We start from the raw sequence: 17,998 nt of genomic DNA, 5'->3' as shown, positions 1-17,998 counted from the left end.
CCCGCTGTAACGAATGAACCCGGATGGGATGATGCCATGGATGCGATGATGGACGATATTCCCACCAAACCGATGCCCCGGCCCGTTTCCTGCCCGGACTGCGGGCGGCCCATGCCGCTGGAGGGGCCGGTGTGGCTGTGCCCGGCGTGCCTGGCGGCGAATTTTTTTGGCAGTGAAGGGGCAGAGCCCCTGAGCATGGATGAGCCCATGCGGGAGGAGGGGGAGATGGTGGGGCGATACCGGCTGATCGAGCCGATTGGCGAGGGCGGTTTTGGCATTGTCTATCGGGCGGAGCAGACACTGCCGTTTCAGCGGCAGGTGGCGCTGAAGCTGATCAAACCGGGGCTGGACAGCCGGATGGTGGTGGCGCGGTTTGAGGCGGAGCGGCAGGCGCTGTCCATGCTGGACCACCCGAACATCGCCCGGGCGCTGGATGCGGGGACGACGGAGGACGGGCGGCCTTTTTTTGTGATGGAGCTGGTGGACGGCCTGCCGGTGAACCTGTTCTGCACGAAGCACCGGCTGAAGCTGGATGAACGGCTGCATTTGTTTTTGGACATCTGCGCGGGCATGGAGCATGCGCATGCCAAAGGGGTGATCCACCGGGATCTGAAACCGTCCAATGTGATGGTGGCGGCAGGGCAGGACGGGGGGCCGCCAAAGGTCACCATCATTGACTTTGGCATCGCCAAGGCACTGTGGCAGGAACTGACGCCGCACACGCTCTATACGCATCCCCGGCAGATGCTGGGCACGCCGGAATACATGAGCCCGGAGCAGGCGCTGCATGGCGGGCTGAACATTGATACGCGGGCGGATGTGTATTCCCTGGGAGCGCTGCTGTATGAGATGATCACCGGGCATGCGCCGCTGAGCGGGGCGCAGCTGGCGCAGGTAGGGCTGGATGAATGGGTGAAGGCCATCCGGGATCACAATCCCATGCGGCCTTCCCGCCGCCTGGCGACGCTGGGGGCGGATGCGCAGGAACTGCAACTGCTCACGGCGCGCACGGAAAATGAGCTGGACTGGGTGGTGCTGAAGGCGCTGGCCAAGGAGCGCGAAAGGCGGTATCAGACCGTGCGGGAGTTTGGTGAGGATGTGCGGCGCTTTTTGTTAGACGAGGCCGTCAGTGCCCGCCCGCCGAGCCTGGGCTACCTTACACGCAAGTTTGTGCGGCGGCATCGCGGGCAGGTGCTGGCGGCGGCGGTGGCGCTGGCAGTGCTGATTGTGGGTTCCCTGGTCAGTTTTGGCATGGCGATGCGGGCCGAGAAGGCGGAAAAAAGGACCCGCCAGGTATTCAGCGAGTCGGACACGGCGGCCTCACAGGAAAAGGCGAATAACAAAAAGTATGGTGAGGCGGTGGCGCTCCTGTGCCGGGCGCTGCGCACCGATCCGCAAAACCAGGAGGCGATGTTCCGGCTGATGGTGCTCCTTTCCGAGGCCCCTGCGGGGGTGATGGAGAACCCTGCGCTGAGGCACAATGAATCGGTCTGGCAGGGGGGCTTTGTGCCACCGGAGGGACGGCAGATCCTGACGGCCTCTGTCCGAAACGGAACCTTAAAACTGTGGGATTGGAAGCGGGGGAGCGCGGAGACGGTGCGAAATTTTGTCCAGCCGGATGCGCTGTCCGCCTTTGCCCTCTCTGCGGATGGGCAGTGGGTGGCCTCTGCCAGCTCCTCGGATGGCGGCAGCCAGGTGAGTGTTTGGGGGGTCAAGAACGGGAAGCTGCGGGGCAGACCGCTGCTGATGCCGACGGTGTCTGGAAGCAGGCCACCGCTAAATTTTCAGGTGACGGCGATGGGTTTTTCACCTGACGGGGACCTGCTTTATACGGCTAGCACGGACAGGATGATCCGGGCCTGGCAGGTGTCCAAATCCGCCTTGCTGTGGGAGGTGCGATGTCCTGCCGTTCCTGCCAGCGTAGCCGTTTCTTCGGATGAGACGCGTATCGCGGTGGGGTTTGAGGATACGCGCATGGGGCTGTACGATGCGCGGACCGGGGAGATGGTTTTTGAAGCGCCGGTACAGCGCCATGCTCCTACTGGCGGAGTGGTTTTTACTCCAGATGGCAAAAAGGTGATGGTGACGGGTGGAGATACTTTTTCCCCGGTGTTTGATTCCCAGACCGGGCAGCGGCATGGCAATCTGGAGCACCATGACAGGCTGTATGCGCTGGCGCTCAGTCCTGATGGAGAACGCGTAGCGACGGGCGGCCGGGACGGGTACGTGCGGCTGCGGACCCTGAAGGGTGGCTTCATCCACGCGGAGCGCATGCCGGATATCGTGCGGGCTCTGGCTTTCTCCGCAGATGGGGAAATGCTGGCGGTGGGGACGCAGGAGCCCAATGCCACCGTGTCACTGCTGGATGGCCGCACGGGGGCCACATTGGGCGCGCCTTTGCAAATGCACCGGGTGGTCACCGGACTGTCCTTCCATCCGGATGGAGAGCATCTGTTGGTGACGTGCCATTCGGAAAATGTGGCGGTCATTGACATCCGTTCGCGTAAGCTGCTGCCGAAGGTGGTGCGGTGTGGGGAGCCGTTGCTGCATGGCGGGCTGCGGGCAGATGGGAAGGGCGTTTACGCCTTGACGGAGTCGGGCCGGCTGCTGCGCCTGGACTGGCAGGGGCGGGCGGAAGCACCCTTGGTGCAAGCTGGGGGGGCGCCTGCGACGTACGAGATTGCAGAAACCGCCGGCGCCTATGCGGTAATGACGCGGGGAACCAGGATCTGGGTGGCAGACCTGGATGCCTGGAAGCTGAATTATGAGCGGACACTGCCCAGCTCCGTGACCCGGCTGGCGGTCCGTCCTGAATGCGGGGAGGTACTGATCCTGGATGGCGCACGCCGGAACCTGAGCGTGCTTTCCCTGAAAACGGGGGAGGTGAAGCATGAGCTCAAACCCGATGCGGGGATCGTGACGGCCATCGCCTTCAGCCAGGATGGCCGGATCGTGGTGACGGGGCATGAAGGCGGGATGCTGATGTTTTATGATTTGGAGAAAGGGACGGAGCGGAAAGTGCAGTCACGCAGCCGGTCAGACGTTCTGAATCTCAGCCTGGATGCTGCGGGGACACGGGCGGTGTCCGGCTCACAGGATGCGTTGATGTATGTCTGGGATGTGGCGACCGGGGAGGAGCAGCCCAAGGCCCGCATGCGCACCCCCCGGCATAGTGACAGCGCCATGGCCGGCGGGATAAAAACGGTGTATGCCCGGGACGGGGAGAGCTTTTTTAGCTACAATTCACGGGATCTGCGGGTGCGCAGTTTTAGCGCGGATACGGGACAGCTCGACGGGCCGTATTTGACACATGTCAGCCCGGTCAGCCACATTGCGGAATCGCCGGAAGGAAAGCTGCTGCTGACTGCAGAGGTGGAGGGCCGGATCTCCCTCTGGCATCTGGATAAATCTCTGCCTGCTACTTGTGGTTATACTCTGGATTCCGCCATCGTCAATGTGGGGTTCGGAAAGGATGGACGGCACGCGCTGGCGGTACAAAAGAAGGGGGAGATCCACGTCTGGAATCTGCCGCCGACGGATGGCCACCCGTTGCCAGACTGCTTTCTGCGTTTTGCAGAAGGTTTTGGCGGATGGCGGCTGACTTCGGAAAACGTTTTGCAGATGATGAGCTATGAGGTGTTTGACGATGCCCGCAGCGAGGTGCTGGCACTGCCTGATGATGACCAGGACTTACAACGGGCCTGGATGAAGTGGCTGGCCAGCGATCCGGATGAACGGGCGCAGTGGCCGGAATAATTTTATCCGACAAGTTGTAACGAATGGGAGGCAATGCGGTGAACTGAGACAGCAAGTCCTTTTCCCCCATGACTGTCTCCTCTTCTCTATCTCCCCGCTGGGTTCTGCTGTGGCTGCTGGTCCTGGGCCTGGCACCGGCATTAAAGGCGCAGACGATCAACAGCCGGGCGGTTGTGGACCGGGGGGCGGAGGCAAGCTCTACCCACCTCATCGCGGCGGATGCGGTGGATGGGGTGGCGGAGACGAACCGCCATTATGTGCGCTGCTCCAGCAATGTGACTTTTCCTTCCGCTGGCACTTATCGGCTGCGCTATCAGTTGCTGAACCAGACAGGGGAGACGGTGGCGGATGCTTATAAGGCATTGGGTACATTGGTGGCGGGGGCGACGGTGGCGGATACGACGGACATCACCGCGTTTGCTGAGCGGATCAGTCCGTATGAGCGCACGCGGATGAAGATGGAGGTGTCGCGACGCGAGGCGACAGGTTCTCCGCCGCCGTTTGACTTCATCTGGCTGCCGCAGACGAGCAGTACGGAGGCGACGGGGCGGACGTATTACCATTATCCCAGCACCAGCCCGGGGGATGTGGCGCGGAATGTCATCGCCGAGATGACCGGCTCCACGCTGGCGGTGCGGCGGTATCTGGTGGATACGGTGACCGGGGCTGAATACGTGCATGCGGCGGGCTCCTTCCGCCTGCGGCGGTATGATGCCTGGGACAGCGTGGTCAATCCGGCCACGAACATTGCGGTGAAGCTGAAGATGGAGCTGCGGCGCGCTTCGGATGATGCGATTGTGCAGGTGCGGGATGTGGAAGGGAATGCGGTGAACTTTGTGGAAAAGAGTTCCTCGGTTTCCATCAGCCCCTGGGTGGTGCAAGACGGCATCAAGGTGCCCACTTCTGTCGCCAGCTCGGATTTGAATTTGTTAGACCTGCGGTTAGACCCGGCGGGGTGGCTGGACTTTGAGGAGGAGTATTATGTGCGGCTGGAGGTCAGTCATGAGGAGACATCAGGCCAGGCCTTTGTGACGGGGAATGCATCGCAGACGCTGGCTGGAAGGTTTTACCACTTCAATGGCAACCTGGCTTTTGGTGCCATCACCACGCAGTTCAGCGCGCTGAACGGGGGCATCACGACGGTGAATACGACGGACCCGCGTTTCAATGTACCTGTGGCGGTGGATGGCGGGAATCTGCAAGGGAATGCGGCCTATAGCTTTGGCACCGGCGGCAATCTGACGGTGATTTTGAAGCCGGGGGGACTGGCGGATTATCTGGGTGGGGCTATCGCGGTAAACGGTCCTGGGGTGGACATCGCGGTGATGAATGCGGTGCAGTTTCAGCGTAGCGGGCTGATGCTGAGCCAGGCCGGACTAAGCGGTAGCGTCAGCACCTGGATGCCCACCGGCAGCGGGTATGGCACAACGCTGAACGGGAACCGGTTGAGCAATCGCCTGGGCCCGCAGGCCAATGTGAACCTGGACCAGAGCTTGCAACCAACCGGGACGGTTACCTTTTCGGGTGAACCGAAGTTCTTTGTCAGCGAGGAGTCCAAGCCGGTGAAGATCGAGGCGGCGAGCATCACCTGGAATCCGTCGCTGGCGCGGTTCACCCTGGCGGCGACGGGGGTGCATGCGGTGCGTAAACCGCTGATGGATGCGCTGGCGGCGGTGTCCGGCCTAACCAATGAGATGAAAGTCAAGCCCAGTAACGACGGCTACTGGAATGAGGTGGCGACGGTGAATGCAACGCCTTACCTGGGCGTGACGCCGCTGGGCGCGGCGGAGCTGTATGCCACGTTCACGCTGGTGGCTGGGCGCTCTTTTACATCGCATTTTCCCCAGGGGACGAATGTGTCCTGGACGACCAGTAACCTGGAGGTGAATGCGGATCTTTTGAACCCGGCCACCAGTGTGCTGGAAGGGGTGAATGCGGTGTCCGTGCGGTATGGCCGGCACTGTGATGACGTGGTGGGTACGTGTCCGGGGGGAGGGGAGAGCTTTCGAGATTATGAACTCACTCTGGATAACAGCCGGTTGTTTTTCACTTTGGACGGCGGGCTGCATGGCGTGGGGAATACGGTGGACTCGCACAAGATAAGCTGGGGGGTGCTCAATGATGCGGCACCGCCTGCGCATGAGGCGCTGTTTCAATTCTCGCGCGGGCATTTCCTGATGAGCGGGCATTTTTTAAAGAGCAACCTGCTGGCCTTCTCCTCGGGCGAGGCACCGGGGCTCATCCTCCTGCGCGGGGTGAATCCGGCCGATCTGACGCAGACGGAGCCGCCCAAAACGCCTGCCTACGAGACGGGTGCGGGCGACTATGCGGGCATCAACTTACGGGCCACCGTGCCGGATGCGGGCCGTTTGTTCCGCAGCCGTCTTGGCGGCAACCTGAGCGATGCGTATGTGCTGTCGGAGAATTCGAAATTCTATCTGCGCTACAGTGGTGTCAGCGGTGTGCAGCAGGCTCTGGACGGACTGGACTCTGCCACCGGTATGCTGCTGGGCTATCCGGTGATGTTTGATACCTTTGGCCTGAGCTGGCGGAGCAATGAGGGCGGACCATCGCGTACGGACGGCTCCCTGCTGGTGCCGCAGCCTGCGGACTTTACGCTGGCTTTTGACAATCTTGAATTTAACTGCCTGGGCGCGCCGACCATCGGCGGGATCTCCGAGGGCGCGGAAAGCCAGGAGCTGCTGTATTGGAATGCTCCGTTCCAGGCGCTGGGTTTTGAGTTTAAAAGGGCCGGCATCTGCGATCTGACCGGGGGCAAGCTGCTGGTGGCCATGCGCCTGTCGGCGAAGAATGTGGCCCAGCCTTTGATCGGCAATGTGGGATTCGACACGGACGGGCAGATCATCCGCCCGGCGGATAATCTGATGGGCATCACGTCAGAGCTGCCGCTGCCCGCACGCATGCAGGTGGAAGGCCCGAAACTGAATGAGAATGCACCAGCGGAGATGTACACCTTTACGCCCACGAAGATGGCGTACCTGAACCATGAGGCGGCGGATACGCGCCCGCCGGGTGATGAGCGCACGGGTTTCTGGAATCTGGTGGGGAAGATGGATGTGCCTTTCTTTGAAGACCTGCGGGTGCATGCGCATACGAGTGCGAATCCGGCTGAGCCGCTGGCGACGCTGCACATGATGGGCGGCTGGGGGCAGATGTTTGATGAGCCGGGCTTTGAGGCGGCGCATGATGGCTTCACAGGCGGCAGTCCGACGGCCTACCGCAGCAGCGCAGCGCATCGGGTGCGTGCACGGCAGTTGTGGCTGGGGCTGGTTGATTTTGACTACCCGCTGCAGTGGAGCAGTGCGCGGCGGACCTTCAGGTCTCCGCAGGCGGAAAGTTTGGATCTGATGGTGCTGGAGGCCAGGCACCGGGTGGACTACCTGAGCGCGAAGCAGGCGGAGATCTCCTTTGGTGTGGAATACAACGGGCTGCCGCGCATCAGCATCAGCAATGCGCTGACGAATCTGGTGGATGAGAATGTGGGCGTGGCCAACAGCATTGTGGAGGCTGCCGGGGATGAGGTGCTGGCGGGTATTGAAGGTGGCGTGGACGGTTTTGCGGACCTGCTGGCCGACCGGATTGACGGGCTGGTGGGGGAGGCGGTGGATGGCGTCATTGAGCCGGGACTGAATACATTTTTTGCGAATGTCAAAACGGCTGCGGGCGATGCGATCAATACCCAGGGTGATGTGCGCCTGGCGGTGAAAGCGGTGGTGGATGCGTATCTGCGGCCCAGTGGCGGCGGTGGTGGTGGCATGGGGGCGGCGGCTGCCGGTGGGGCGGGCGGCGGTGGTGGCATGGGGGCGGCGGCTGCCGGTGGGGCGGGCGGCGGTGGTGTGCAGCAGGCGGCCTTGGTGCCGATGGTGCCGCTGGACATCCAGCTCCAGTCGCTGGTGGGGCATGCCGAAGCGCCGGAGGGGCTGGTGCCGGTCATGGATCTGCGGCTGGGCGGTATCGAGAACTCCTTTTACGCCTTTGCCGGGGATGCCGGGGATATGGATAATCCGCTGCCGGATGCCGGTATTCTGGGTCGCAATGCATTCGGAAACCGCGTCGTGCTGGACAATCTGGTGCAGAACCTGGTGGGGGATCTGGCGCCGCAGTATGCCGGGCTGATTGCCAGTGCGCCGAGGTTCAGTTTCATCAGTGATGCGGAAGGGGCGCTGTCGCAGATTCAGGGCTCGTTTGGCCAGATCCAGGAGGCGATTGCCAAGCTCCGTGCGCAGCTCGACATCAATGCACAGGATCGTTCTTTTCTCAATCACCTGACGGATCTGCAAGCGCAGCTCGACATTGATTTGCAGGGTATCCTGCTGAATGCCGTGGCGGATGCGGTGCAGGCGTATCTGGATGAGGTGCTGGACGAGGCGGCGAGCACGATCCCGACGGAGGCGGCGATGAATGCCTACCTGGACCGGCTGCAGGATGACATCCGCGACCGGGTGCGGCGGGAACTGATGACGCGGCTGATGGAGACGCCGGCCATCCGGGGCGTGCAGGAGGCGGTAAAGGTGCGGCTGCAGGTGGTGAACCTGGCCTACCGCGAGGCGGTGGATGCGGCCTTTGAGGAGGTGAACCAGATCATCCGGCGGGCGCTGGCGGGGGCGCTTTCCGGCCTGGATGATACGATCAATGAACATACCAGCGCGATGGGCAAGATCCTGAAAACGGGCCGGGTGACGGGCCATGTCCACATCCAGGAAGATGCCATCCGTGAACTGCGGCTGGATGCCCTGCTACAGATGGGCATCCCGGATGACAACCCGATGCGTTTCGACGGCTTTGTGCGCATCCAGCAGCAGGACAGCGTGGGGCCGGCCAGCAGCATTGAGGGTGCGCCGGAACCTGTTTCCGCCTGTGAACTGACGGTGGGCGCGCGGGATGTGGCGCTGGAATGGCTGAGCCCTGGGGTGCGCGCGAATGTGGAGGTGGATGTGGGCTTTTACATCCCGGATGCCATTCCTGTGCCGATCAGCATCGGCGGCAGTTTTGAAACGGTGGGCACCATGGGCTTCGGCGGCGCGGAGATCACCAATGTGAAAGGCACGATGAAGGTGGGCCTGGCGGTGGCCGCAGGGAATACCCTGGTGGCGGGGGAAAACTATGTGGGCCTGGCCGGGGGCGTGCGGCTTTCCAGCACCTCGCTCGAAGGGGCGTTTTTCATCGGGCGTGCCTTCAATACGGACCCGATTCTGTTTCTCAATCCCCAGTTAGGCGACCTGCTGGGCACGGGCGGTTTCACGGGTGGTTATGTGTTTGGTGCGGGGCGCATTCCCATTGTGGACTTTGGCTGTCTGCTGAATCTTTCCGCCGGGGTGGGCGCGGGTGTCTTTTATGCAGCAGAGGGGCCGACCTGGGGCGGGCAGATGAAGATGAGCGCCAGTGGCGAGGCGCTGTGCGTGATCAGTGTGCGCGGGGATGTGGACCTCATCGGCCTGAAGCGCGGGGAGGATTTCCGGTTCTCCGGCCAGGGCCGCATCAAGGGCAAGGTGGGGGCCTGCCCCTTCTGCAAACGGTTCAGCAAAACGGTGCGCTTCACCTACCAGGGTGGCTCCTGGGATGCGGACTACTGATTGAGGCGGCCCTTTTAACTTTTTTCCTAACATGAAGTCTGTTCTTTTTACTTTCGCTCTGGGGCTGCTGCTGACGCTGCCCCACAGGCTGTCGGCGCAGTCAGAGGTGCCGGATGAGGTGGGGTTTATCTCCACCGTGGGCACGACGGTGCAGGTGGAGGGGGAGCACTGGGCCTACCTGCTGTGGCAGTCGTCTGAGGACAGCCTGGCAGAGGGGCGCAGCTTTGCGCTGTATCGGCGGGACTCGGCCTTTGGCAATTTTCAGCGGCTTTCCGTGACGCGGGATCATGGGGATGAGCGGACTATCCAGGGCATGGTTCCCCGGGCGGTCAAGCTGGGCCAGGATGTGGAGGCGCTGAGCAACAGCCTGCGGCTCATTTTCCAGGACCTGGTGCCGGACCCCTCCCTGTCTGTAGCGGCGCGGCTTTCCGCCGTGGTGCGGGGGACGCGGGGAAATGCGGAGCAGCGCAGCTCGCTGGCCTTTGTGGCGCGCAGCCATCCGCTGGTGGCCATGGCGCTGGGGCAGGCGCTGCCGGACCGGCTGCCGGGGCCGGGGGAATACAAGTATGAGCTGCGGGAATACGATGTGGCGGCGGCGCAGGACATGCGCGTGCTGGGCCGGGTGACAGTGAATACGGCGGCCGGCGTGAGCCTGCCCGCCCCCGGCCAGCCGTATGTGATGGTGCTGCCGGATGAGCGGGTGAAGGAGGGCCACCTGTCCGTGCACCTGCGCTGGGGTACGCCGAATCCGCTGCGTGAGCTGGCGCTGAAGCATTCCGGCTTCCGCATCTACCGGGTGGACCGGGAGTATGCGGAGAATGCCGCCCGCAAGTGGCAGAATACACCGCCTGCTGCTCAGGTGCTGCTGACGGCGGCCTTCACGGCCCCGGACAGGGTGCGGCAGGTGAATTCAGCGCCCATCTATCCTGAGCAGCAACTGGACACCGGAGCCGGGGCGAATGGGGCGGATAATCCAGACGACAGCACGACTTATTTCTTCACGGATGACAATGACCGCTTCGATACCGGCGGTGAGCCGCTGGCCAATGGTGCGCAGTTTTATTACTTCGTGACGGCGCTGGACATCCTGGGCCGGGATGGCCAGGTCTCCCCAGGACGGCTGACGACGATCTGTGACCGGATGTCTCCGGTGGCTCCAAACCGGGCACAGGTGACACCTGAGGTCACATATGTGGGAGGGCAGGACATCCAGCAGTTTAAGGTGAGCTGGCCGGCGACGACGGATGCGGACAGCAGCATTAAGGAATACCATTTATACCGCTGGACCAGCCTGGAGGAGATGCAGAACAAAGCGCATACACCGCTGACAAACCGCATTGCCGTTTTGGCTTTTGATCCGGTGAAGAGTACCTACGACTTCGTGGATACCACGCCGGGTGCGCCGCGTTTTCCGCCGCTGCAAGGCCAGCCGGATGTCTCCGGGATGCCATTTATCTACACAGTGCGGGCGCTGGATACGGGAGCCTGCGGCAGCAACTTCTCACCGCACAGTGCGCCCTCCCGCGGCACGCTGCGGGATCCGCAGGGCCCGGCGGCACCGCTGACCCAGCTTAACATCCAGTGCCATGATCCGGTGGTGCAATACACCTCCGGCTCGCTCCAGACGGAGGCAGGGCTGCAAGATAATGCCTTTCACTTTGCCCTGATGTGCGATACGCCCCATGCGGAGACGTTTGACTGGGCGGAGTTCCGCTTTGATTCCAGCCCGGTGATCATCGCCGCTCCGGTGGGCCGGGTGTATTTTGGTGAGCGGGGGGCGGAGTCCCAACTGGCCTCCCTGCTGTTGAGCCGGGAGAGCTGGCCGGGAACATTGTACTGCCGCGCGGCGCTGAAAGGCGGCCGGGTGAGCGCGTGGGCTCAGGCGAACATCAACCCGCCTGCGAAGGCCCTGAACCAGCGCTATCAAATCATCTTCACGGCGGATCTGGTCACGCAGACGGTGCCGGTGGGCGGTGCTTGCGGCAGCACGCACCTGCGGGAGGTGCCGGGCACGGATGAGGTGGCGGCACTGTGCATGGGCATCGTTTCTGCGCCTGGCTCTGCCGAACTGAAAATCTACCGCCAGGTGGATGGCGGGCCGATGACGCTGGTCTCCGTGCAGGAGCTGGAGCAGTCCGGCACGCTGGTGGAGTGGTGCGACATGGACCTGCCTATCGGCAATGCGGATACGAATTACTATGCGCAGACCTTTGATGAAGATGGCAATCCCAGCCCACTGACGCGGGTGGGGCCGACGGTGCGGACCAGCTCGGCGAGGTCCATGCCGGTGCCGATGATGCTGCCGCCGGAATACCTGAATGGCAACAAGGTGCGGCTGAAGTGGACCTGCTCTCCCTACGGGATCGAGCGGTTTGAGCTGTGGATCGCCCGGCAGCAGGGGGCACCGATGGCGGCCTGGACGGGCAGCCTGCTCAGCGAAAATCTGAGCCAGACACGTCCCACTCGAAATGGGGCGTCACCGGGGCAGGACTTCGGCATTTATCAAACGGGTCTCGTGGGCGGTCTGCCGACCCAGCAGGACGGGGCCGTCTATTATGTAGACATCCCGGTGGGGCTGAATACGCAGTATTACGCCTTTGTGCGGGCGGTGGACCGGGGGACGTATTCGGGCGGACGTGTGACGGGGAACTTTTCCAACATGGAGATTTTTCAATGGTCCGCTTCGGAGGTGACTCCTGGGGAGAATGTGCCCTGGCCGGCACGTGCGCTGCCACCGGCGGCGCAAGCGATGGCTTTTCACCCTCGCGTGGAGGCGGTGTATCTGGAAAACCTGGTAGGTAATGACGACTGGGAGGGCGTGGGCGTGCGCATCGGGGAGTTTGACTACTTTGGGGCCAACAGTGCGCTGATCAAAGTGGGTGCCATGGGGGCGAACGACCTGCCTCAGTATTCGCTGAAGTCTCACCTGGACCCGAAGACCCTGCTTTACCATCGGAGGGCACCGGTGGTGGATGGGGAGCTGGGCAATGAGCTGCTGCCCTGTGTGCTCTACCGCATCCAGGTCACGTCCGCCGTGGCCAATGCCATCATCTCCGGGGATACCAGCCAGGTTTCCCCGATGCTGGACCTCATTGCCCATATTAAAACCACGGCTGGCGGGGAAAACATCACGGTGGTCCATGATCCGTTCATCTGCGTGAAGAGCAGCGGCATCGTGGGCGGCATCCATGGCGAGATTTTTCTGCTCGACCGCCAGCCAGTGATCGCGGGTGCCTCCTATGCCTACCTGCTGGTCCGCTTCGCCAAAAATGGTGAAATCGAAGAGGTACTGTCCACCAACACTGTTCAAATCCCATGAAGAAGCGTCTCTTCCCAGTTCTGTTGTTTGCCTGTGTGACCGGCCTGGCCGCCGGGGCGGAGTTTGTTCATGAAACCGACAGCCTGCTGACAGCCTCCGCTGATGTGGACGGAGATGGCGATGCGGATGCGGTGATCGTGGACCGGGTGACCGGCGTGGTGACGATCGGCATCCGCCAGGCGGATGGCAGCCTGGCGTTTCGCGCACCGCTGGCATCGGGCATTCCGGGCGTGACCGGGATGGCGGTGGGGCGGCTGCAGAAGAATACGCGGGATACCCTGGCGCTGACCTCGCCCTTGGCCAACCGAGTGCAGGTGATGTCGGCGGTGGCGGAGGATATGCTGCCCTATCAAACGGAGTATCCGGTGGCTGGCACGCGCTTCATTGCCCCGAATGGAGGCGGCGGAGCGGAAGAAAATCTGCTGCTGGCGGCCCAGTTCGACGGGGAGCAGACGGTGCGGCTGCGGGTGATGACGAATGGCGGAGGCGGTGAATTTACCACAGCAGGGAACAGCACGATGCAGGGCGGTCAGCTTCAAGGCTGGAATCCGGTGCGGCTGGCCCGGGCAGGGGAGACCCGGCTGGCCTATGTGGAGAATGGTTTCACGGCGTCCCTGCGTGTGGCGGTCCTGAATGGGAACGAATTCGCGGAGCCGGTGACGGCCACAGGCCTGCCTGCTGGCTGCCGGATGCTGTATGGGCACTTCGATTCGGAGCAGAGCGATTTCCTTTTTTATCAGCCGGGAAAAGCGGGCATCGAGGTGCTGCGGGTGCTGCCGACGGAGAAGGACTTTACCGCTTCCGGCTTTGATGCTGGCCGGGAGATCGCCCAGATGCTGCGGCTGCCAGGGGAAGAGACGGACCAGGTGATGATGATTTTCGCCGATGGCACGGCGGCGGTGTATGACTACACGCAGGCCGGGGGCTTCACCCTGGCGGACAGCCTGGATCTGAGTGGCGAGCCCGGTGCGGCACAGTCGGCGGTGGCGCTGGCGGATGGTTCCTTTGCCCTGCTGACGGGCCTGGATGCAGATGGACGGCCCACGGCGCACCGGCTGTTTTCTAAAAATGGGGATGGCAGATACGTCCCGCATTCCGGCGGCAGCCTGCCGAAGCTGGGCGGCGGCCAGGCGGCGTTTGGGAATGTGTTCTTTTTCAGCGCCACGCCGTTCCTGAATGAGAATGCCCGTCTGGTGGGGCAATGGAGTGTGGGGGACTGGTCTTCGGCAATGATCTTTGGCGCGACTCCGCGTGCGGACGGGGAGTCCTTTGTCAGCAGCATTTTGGGCCTCGGCAGCCGGTTCACCCGGGAATTTACCCCGGTGCCCAGTGGCGCGGTGGCAGGGCTGGCCAACCAGTATCGGGATGACATCTCGCTGGCGCGGCTGAATGCCTCCCCCCGCGTGCTGGGGGATCTCTCCGCCGGGGTGACGGTGCAGCCGGCGGGCGGGCTTTTCAAAGAAGCCGTTCAGGTCAGCCTGGTGGCGGCGGGGCAGGTTCAGGGAATTTATTACCGGAGGTCCGCATCCGGCACGTTTACGCTCTACAGCAATCCTTTTTACCTCTATCAAAACAGCGTCGTGGAAGCCTATGCCCTGATGGCTGACGGAAAACGCACCCCGGTGACGCAGGCGACGTTCAGCTTTTCCCAAGCGCCGGAAAAACAGGATACGGACGGGGATGGAGTGCCGGATTTTGTGGAGCTGGAGCTCGAGCTGGACCCTGATGGCGGTGCGGATACGGACGGGGATGGTTTCAGTGATCTGGACGAGCTGCTGGCAGGGACCTCCCCCAGTCTTAAGGGCCAGTTTCCTGAAGGGGACGAAAGCCGTCCGGAGACGACGGACAAGGTGAATCTGGCCATCCAGCCGAGGCCCTGGGATGGCCCTGCCAACAGTGAAGTTTTCGCCCGGATCGGGCTGCCTGTGGAATGCCACGAGGTGGACGGCGCACTGCTGGGGGAGGGCCGCGTGTCCAAACCGGCCGATGAGCCCTTCGCCGCCTTTCCGTGCCAGCCGGTAGAGGCGCAACAGCGGCTGCTGGTGGTGAGCACGCCGCTGCATTATCAACTCCGCAGCGATGAAGGGGAGCAGCGGCGCGGCCGGGAGCTGGTGGGCCTGGTGGCCGTGCCGGATGCCGTGCCTGTGGAGATACCCTTTGAATACGGGGTTGGCAGCCAGGCGGACCGGACGGCGTCCTGGATCCAGGCAGCCCAGGCGGCTTATGCAGCGGTGGGACCTGCGGTGCTGATCAAATCCATCGGCGTGGATGAAACACTGGCCTTCCTGCTGCTGGAGGCACGGGTGGGGGAGCTGCTGCAATTTCGCGGAATCGGCGGCTCTACGGATTTCAGCCTGACGCCCTTCCGTGAGCATGAGGGGCGGGACCCTTTTCAACCGGGCACGGTCAGCAGCGCGCAGCTTTTGAGCCTGGAACAGGGGGTGGGCGATCCGCAATTCTCCGATGCGGTGAAATTGCGCGAGCTGCTGGCGCATTATGAATCCGTGGTGAGGAATACGAAAAATGATCCCACCATTGAGCTTTTGAAGCAGCTCGCGCGGGAAATTTACCAGATCAGCAGCATGCAGCATGACGAAGTGCCCGGAGGGCTGAAACCGCCGCTCGATGCGCTGCGCCAGTTCATCCGCTTCATTTCCCTGGATGCCGAGTATGTATCCCGCATCAGCTTGAAGCAGGAGGAGCTATTTGAGCTTTATCAGCTCATCTACCCTCTGCGTCACGAAGCCCCAGTGCGGCCGTATGTGAGGCTGACCCTGAAAATCCCGGAGAATGCCCCTGCCGACGGGCAGACCTATGCGGAATCCCTTTCCGGCGCATTGACCTATGTACTGCGGGATAAGCGCGGGCAGCCTTTTGAAATGCCCGGGCACTTCCGGCAGATCCCTGGCAGCCAGTTTAGCATCATCGCTTACGATGATCTGCCACCGGAGACCGGAGGACATCCGCTGGAGGTGTTTTCCCTGACCCTGACCACCATTCCGCTGGCGAGCGTGACGGATACCGACGGCAACCTGCTCTCCGATGAATGGGAGCTGCTCTATTTTGGCAGCACCGGGCAGGACGCGTTTTCATCGCCGGATGGCAGTGGCTACAGCCTTTTGCAACAGTTTTTGGCAGGCACAGACCCCACCGATGCCAGCAGCGTGCCCACAGGCGCTCCCGGCACCTTTAGCTTTGGCGGCGTGGCGCAGCGGAGGGAAGGGGATGGCAGTTTTGTCATTGATTTCCAATGGTCCAGCAGCTTTGGCGATGCCTTTGAATTCGTTGTTCAGGAGACCACCGACATGGTGGGATTCAGCCCCCGTGCCGCCACTTTTCACCACCTCGGCGGGGATCAATACCAGGCTGTTGTGCCCGCCACGGGGGCCGGGCGCGTCTTCTACCGCGTCGGCGTGAGACTGCCGTGAGCCACAGTTGAAAGGTGAGGAATTTGCAAACAACGTGCTGAAACCCGCTTTGCATTGGGCTGGAATTCGGCAGAGTTAACCTCTGTGAGCAAACATCATCATCACCATCATGAAGGCTGCGTGCGGCCCGAGCCGGAAAAGCTGCTCAAAGAGGCCGTGGAGCGCGCCCGCGCCTCCGGCCTGCGCCGCACCAAGGCGCTGGAGGACGTGCTTTCCATCCTCATCGCCGCCTGCCAGCCGCTCACCCTGGCAGACATCGCCGAATCCAAGGATCTGGACAGCGGCGCCGACAAAGCCACCGTCTATCGTCTGCTCATGAAGCTGGAGGAGCGTGCGCTGATCCGCCGCCTCGGCCTCCATGACCGCTCCGCCTATTACACGATGATCCTGCCGGACGAGCACAGCGACTACCTGATCTGCAATGACTGCGGCCGCATCGAAAAGCTGGACATCGCCTGCCCGGTGGAGGCGCTGGAAAAGCAGATCGCCAAAAAGTCCGGTTTCAAGAAGCTCTATCATGAGCTCGAGTTCTTTGGCCAGTGCCCGGATTGTGCGGCGAAGTGAGCGGTGGTACACAACACCTTCATCCATAAGGCATAACCAAAGGTTCATTGGCAGGAATAACCAATGATCCGACAAGCGGAAAGGGCCGGGAATGAAAGTGGAAAGCTTCGGATAAGTTAGGTAAAAACTTGTGAAAAACTTCACAAAGAAGCAAAAAACATCTTGCACGGAGAGGGAACTCCGCCAAGGTGCCCGCTCCCCGGCCCAAGCGCTCCTAGTGAGTGCTGGCTAATGATTCACGAGAGTGAGTCTTTGCTATCGGAGCAGTGAACCGGAAAAACACTGTGCTAAACCCTCTCGAGGGTGGTGGCACTGTCTTCTTCTGATTCCATGCCCTTTTAGGTCATCAAGGAACGGAACCCAATTTCAGACCATGCCCACCATCAATCAACTCGTCAGACACGGCCGCAAAGATAAAGCGGTGAAGTCGAAGTCGCCTGCGCTTGAAAGCTGCCCGCAGCGTCGCGGCGTTTGCCTTCAGGTCATGACCCGCACGCCCAAGAAGCCAAACTCGGCTTTGCGTAAGGTCGCCAAAGTTCGTCTGACGAACGGTTTTGAAGTCATTGCCTACATCGGCGGTGAAGGCCACAACCTCCAGGAGCACAGCATCGTGCTGGTCCGTGGCGGTCGTGTGAAGGATTTGCCGGGTGTGCGTTATCACATCGTTCGCGGAACTCTTGACTGCCTTGGGGTGGACAAGCGCCGCCGTGGCCGTTCCAAGTATGGTGCCAAGCGTCCGAAGAAGGGTGCTGCTGCTGCCGCTCCTGCCAAGGGTAAGAAGTAAGCCTTTGCTGAATCAATCATCCCGTTAAGCCCACCACGATCCCTTTACCGTTATGGCCCGCAGAAAAAGAGTTTACGACAAGCCAGTTCACAAAGACTCCCGCTATGATAGCGAGCTTGTGGCTCACCTCATTGCCCGCGTGATGCAGAGCGGCAAGAAGTCCCTTGCTGAGCGCATTGTTTATGCTGCCATCGAGCAGTTGAACGAAAAGACTGACTCGATCGATCCTCTGGATCTCTTCAATCGCGCCATCGAAAACTCGAAGCCGAAGGTTGAAGTCAAGGCTCGCCGTGTCGGTGGTGCGACTTATCAGGTGCCTCTGGAAGTGAGTTCGGGCCGCTCCGAGTCCCTCGCCATGCGCTGGATCGTTGGTTATGCCCGTGGCCGCAAAGGCGTCCCGATGCACCGCGCGCTCGCTAATGAATTGAAAGAGGCCTCCACAGGCCAGGGTTCCGCCGTCCGCAAGCGTGACGACGTGCACAAGCAGGCTCAGGCCAACCGTGCGTTCGCCCACTTCCGCTTCTAATTCCGGCGGTTTCCTCTCCATCCACGC

General features: G+C 61.9%; 7 protein-coding genes. All 7 read left to right on the top strand.

The genetic code is table 11. The features are described 5' to 3' along the window. The first annotated feature begins 45 nt into the window (after nucleotides 1–45). The 7 genes from WJU23_RS15655 (at nucleotide 46) to rpsG (ending at nucleotide 17,971) form a co-directional block, all read left to right on the top strand. Nucleotides 46–3,756 (top strand): serine/threonine-protein kinase, encoded by a 3,711-nt coding sequence (locus WJU23_RS15655; RefSeq protein ID WP_346333539.1) that lies wholly within the window; start codon nucleotides 46–48, stop codon nucleotides 3,754–3,756. 68 nt (nucleotides 3,757–3,824) lie between these two features. Further along, the gene (locus WJU23_RS15650; protein WP_346333538.1) at nucleotides 3,825–9,350 is read left to right on the top strand and encodes a hypothetical protein; all 5,526 of its coding nucleotides are present in this window, start codon (nucleotides 3,825–3,827) and stop codon (nucleotides 9,348–9,350) included. A gap of 31 nt (nucleotides 9,351–9,381) precedes the next feature. Next, complete coding sequence (locus WJU23_RS15645; RefSeq protein WP_346333537.1) at nucleotides 9,382–12,669, top strand: hypothetical protein; 3,288 nt, start codon at nucleotides 9,382–9,384, stop codon at nucleotides 12,667–12,669. Then, on the top strand, nucleotides 12,666–16,097 hold the full coding sequence (locus tag WJU23_RS15640; protein WP_346333536.1) for a hypothetical protein: 3,432 nt from the start codon (nucleotides 12,666–12,668) through the stop codon (nucleotides 16,095–16,097). The genes WJU23_RS15645 and WJU23_RS15640 overlap by 4 nt, the downstream gene beginning before the upstream one ends. Before the next feature lie 84 nt (nucleotides 16,098–16,181). Beyond that, complete coding sequence (locus tag WJU23_RS15635; RefSeq protein ID WP_346333535.1) at nucleotides 16,182–16,661, top strand: Fur family transcriptional regulator; 480 nt, start codon at nucleotides 16,182–16,184, stop codon at nucleotides 16,659–16,661. 373 nt (nucleotides 16,662–17,034) lie between these two features. Further along, complete coding sequence (gene rpsL, locus WJU23_RS15630) at nucleotides 17,035–17,445, top strand: 30S ribosomal protein S12 (protein ID WP_133797536.1); 411 nt, start codon at nucleotides 17,035–17,037, stop codon at nucleotides 17,443–17,445. 52 nt (nucleotides 17,446–17,497) lie between these two features. Beyond that, the gene (gene rpsG / locus WJU23_RS15625; protein ID WP_346333534.1) at nucleotides 17,498–17,971 is read left to right on the top strand and encodes a 30S ribosomal protein S7; all 474 of its coding nucleotides are present in this window, start codon (nucleotides 17,498–17,500) and stop codon (nucleotides 17,969–17,971) included. Nucleotides 17,972–17,998: the final 27 nt, after the last annotated feature.

This window comes from Prosthecobacter sp. SYSU 5D2 (genome assembly GCF_039655865.1).
Classification (GTDB): domain Bacteria; phylum Verrucomicrobiota; class Verrucomicrobiia; order Verrucomicrobiales; family Verrucomicrobiaceae; genus Prosthecobacter.
Note: the sequence above shows the minus strand (reverse complement) of the source record. Positions and strands in the feature narration are given on the sequence as shown.

What these genes read in the sequence shown, in the direction of transcription:
- rpsG (WP_346333534.1), top strand. Translation starts at nt 17,498, where the DNA reads ATGGCCCGCAGAAAAAGAGTTTACGACAAGCCAGTTCACAAAGACTCC.
- WJU23_RS15640 (WP_346333536.1), top strand. Translation starts at nt 12,666, where the DNA reads ATGAAGAAGCGTCTCTTCCCAGTTCTGTTGTTTGCCTGTGTGACCGGC.
- WJU23_RS15645 (WP_346333537.1), top strand. Translation starts at nt 9,382, where the DNA reads ATGAAGTCTGTTCTTTTTACTTTCGCTCTGGGGCTGCTGCTGACGCTG.
- rpsL (WP_133797536.1), top strand. Translation starts at nt 17,035, where the DNA reads ATGCCCACCATCAATCAACTCGTCAGACACGGCCGCAAAGATAAAGCG.
- WJU23_RS15655 (WP_346333539.1), top strand. Translation starts at nt 46, where the DNA reads ATGATGGACGATATTCCCACCAAACCGATGCCCCGGCCCGTTTCCTGC.
- WJU23_RS15650 (WP_346333538.1), top strand. Translation starts at nt 3,825, where the DNA reads ATGACTGTCTCCTCTTCTCTATCTCCCCGCTGGGTTCTGCTGTGGCTG.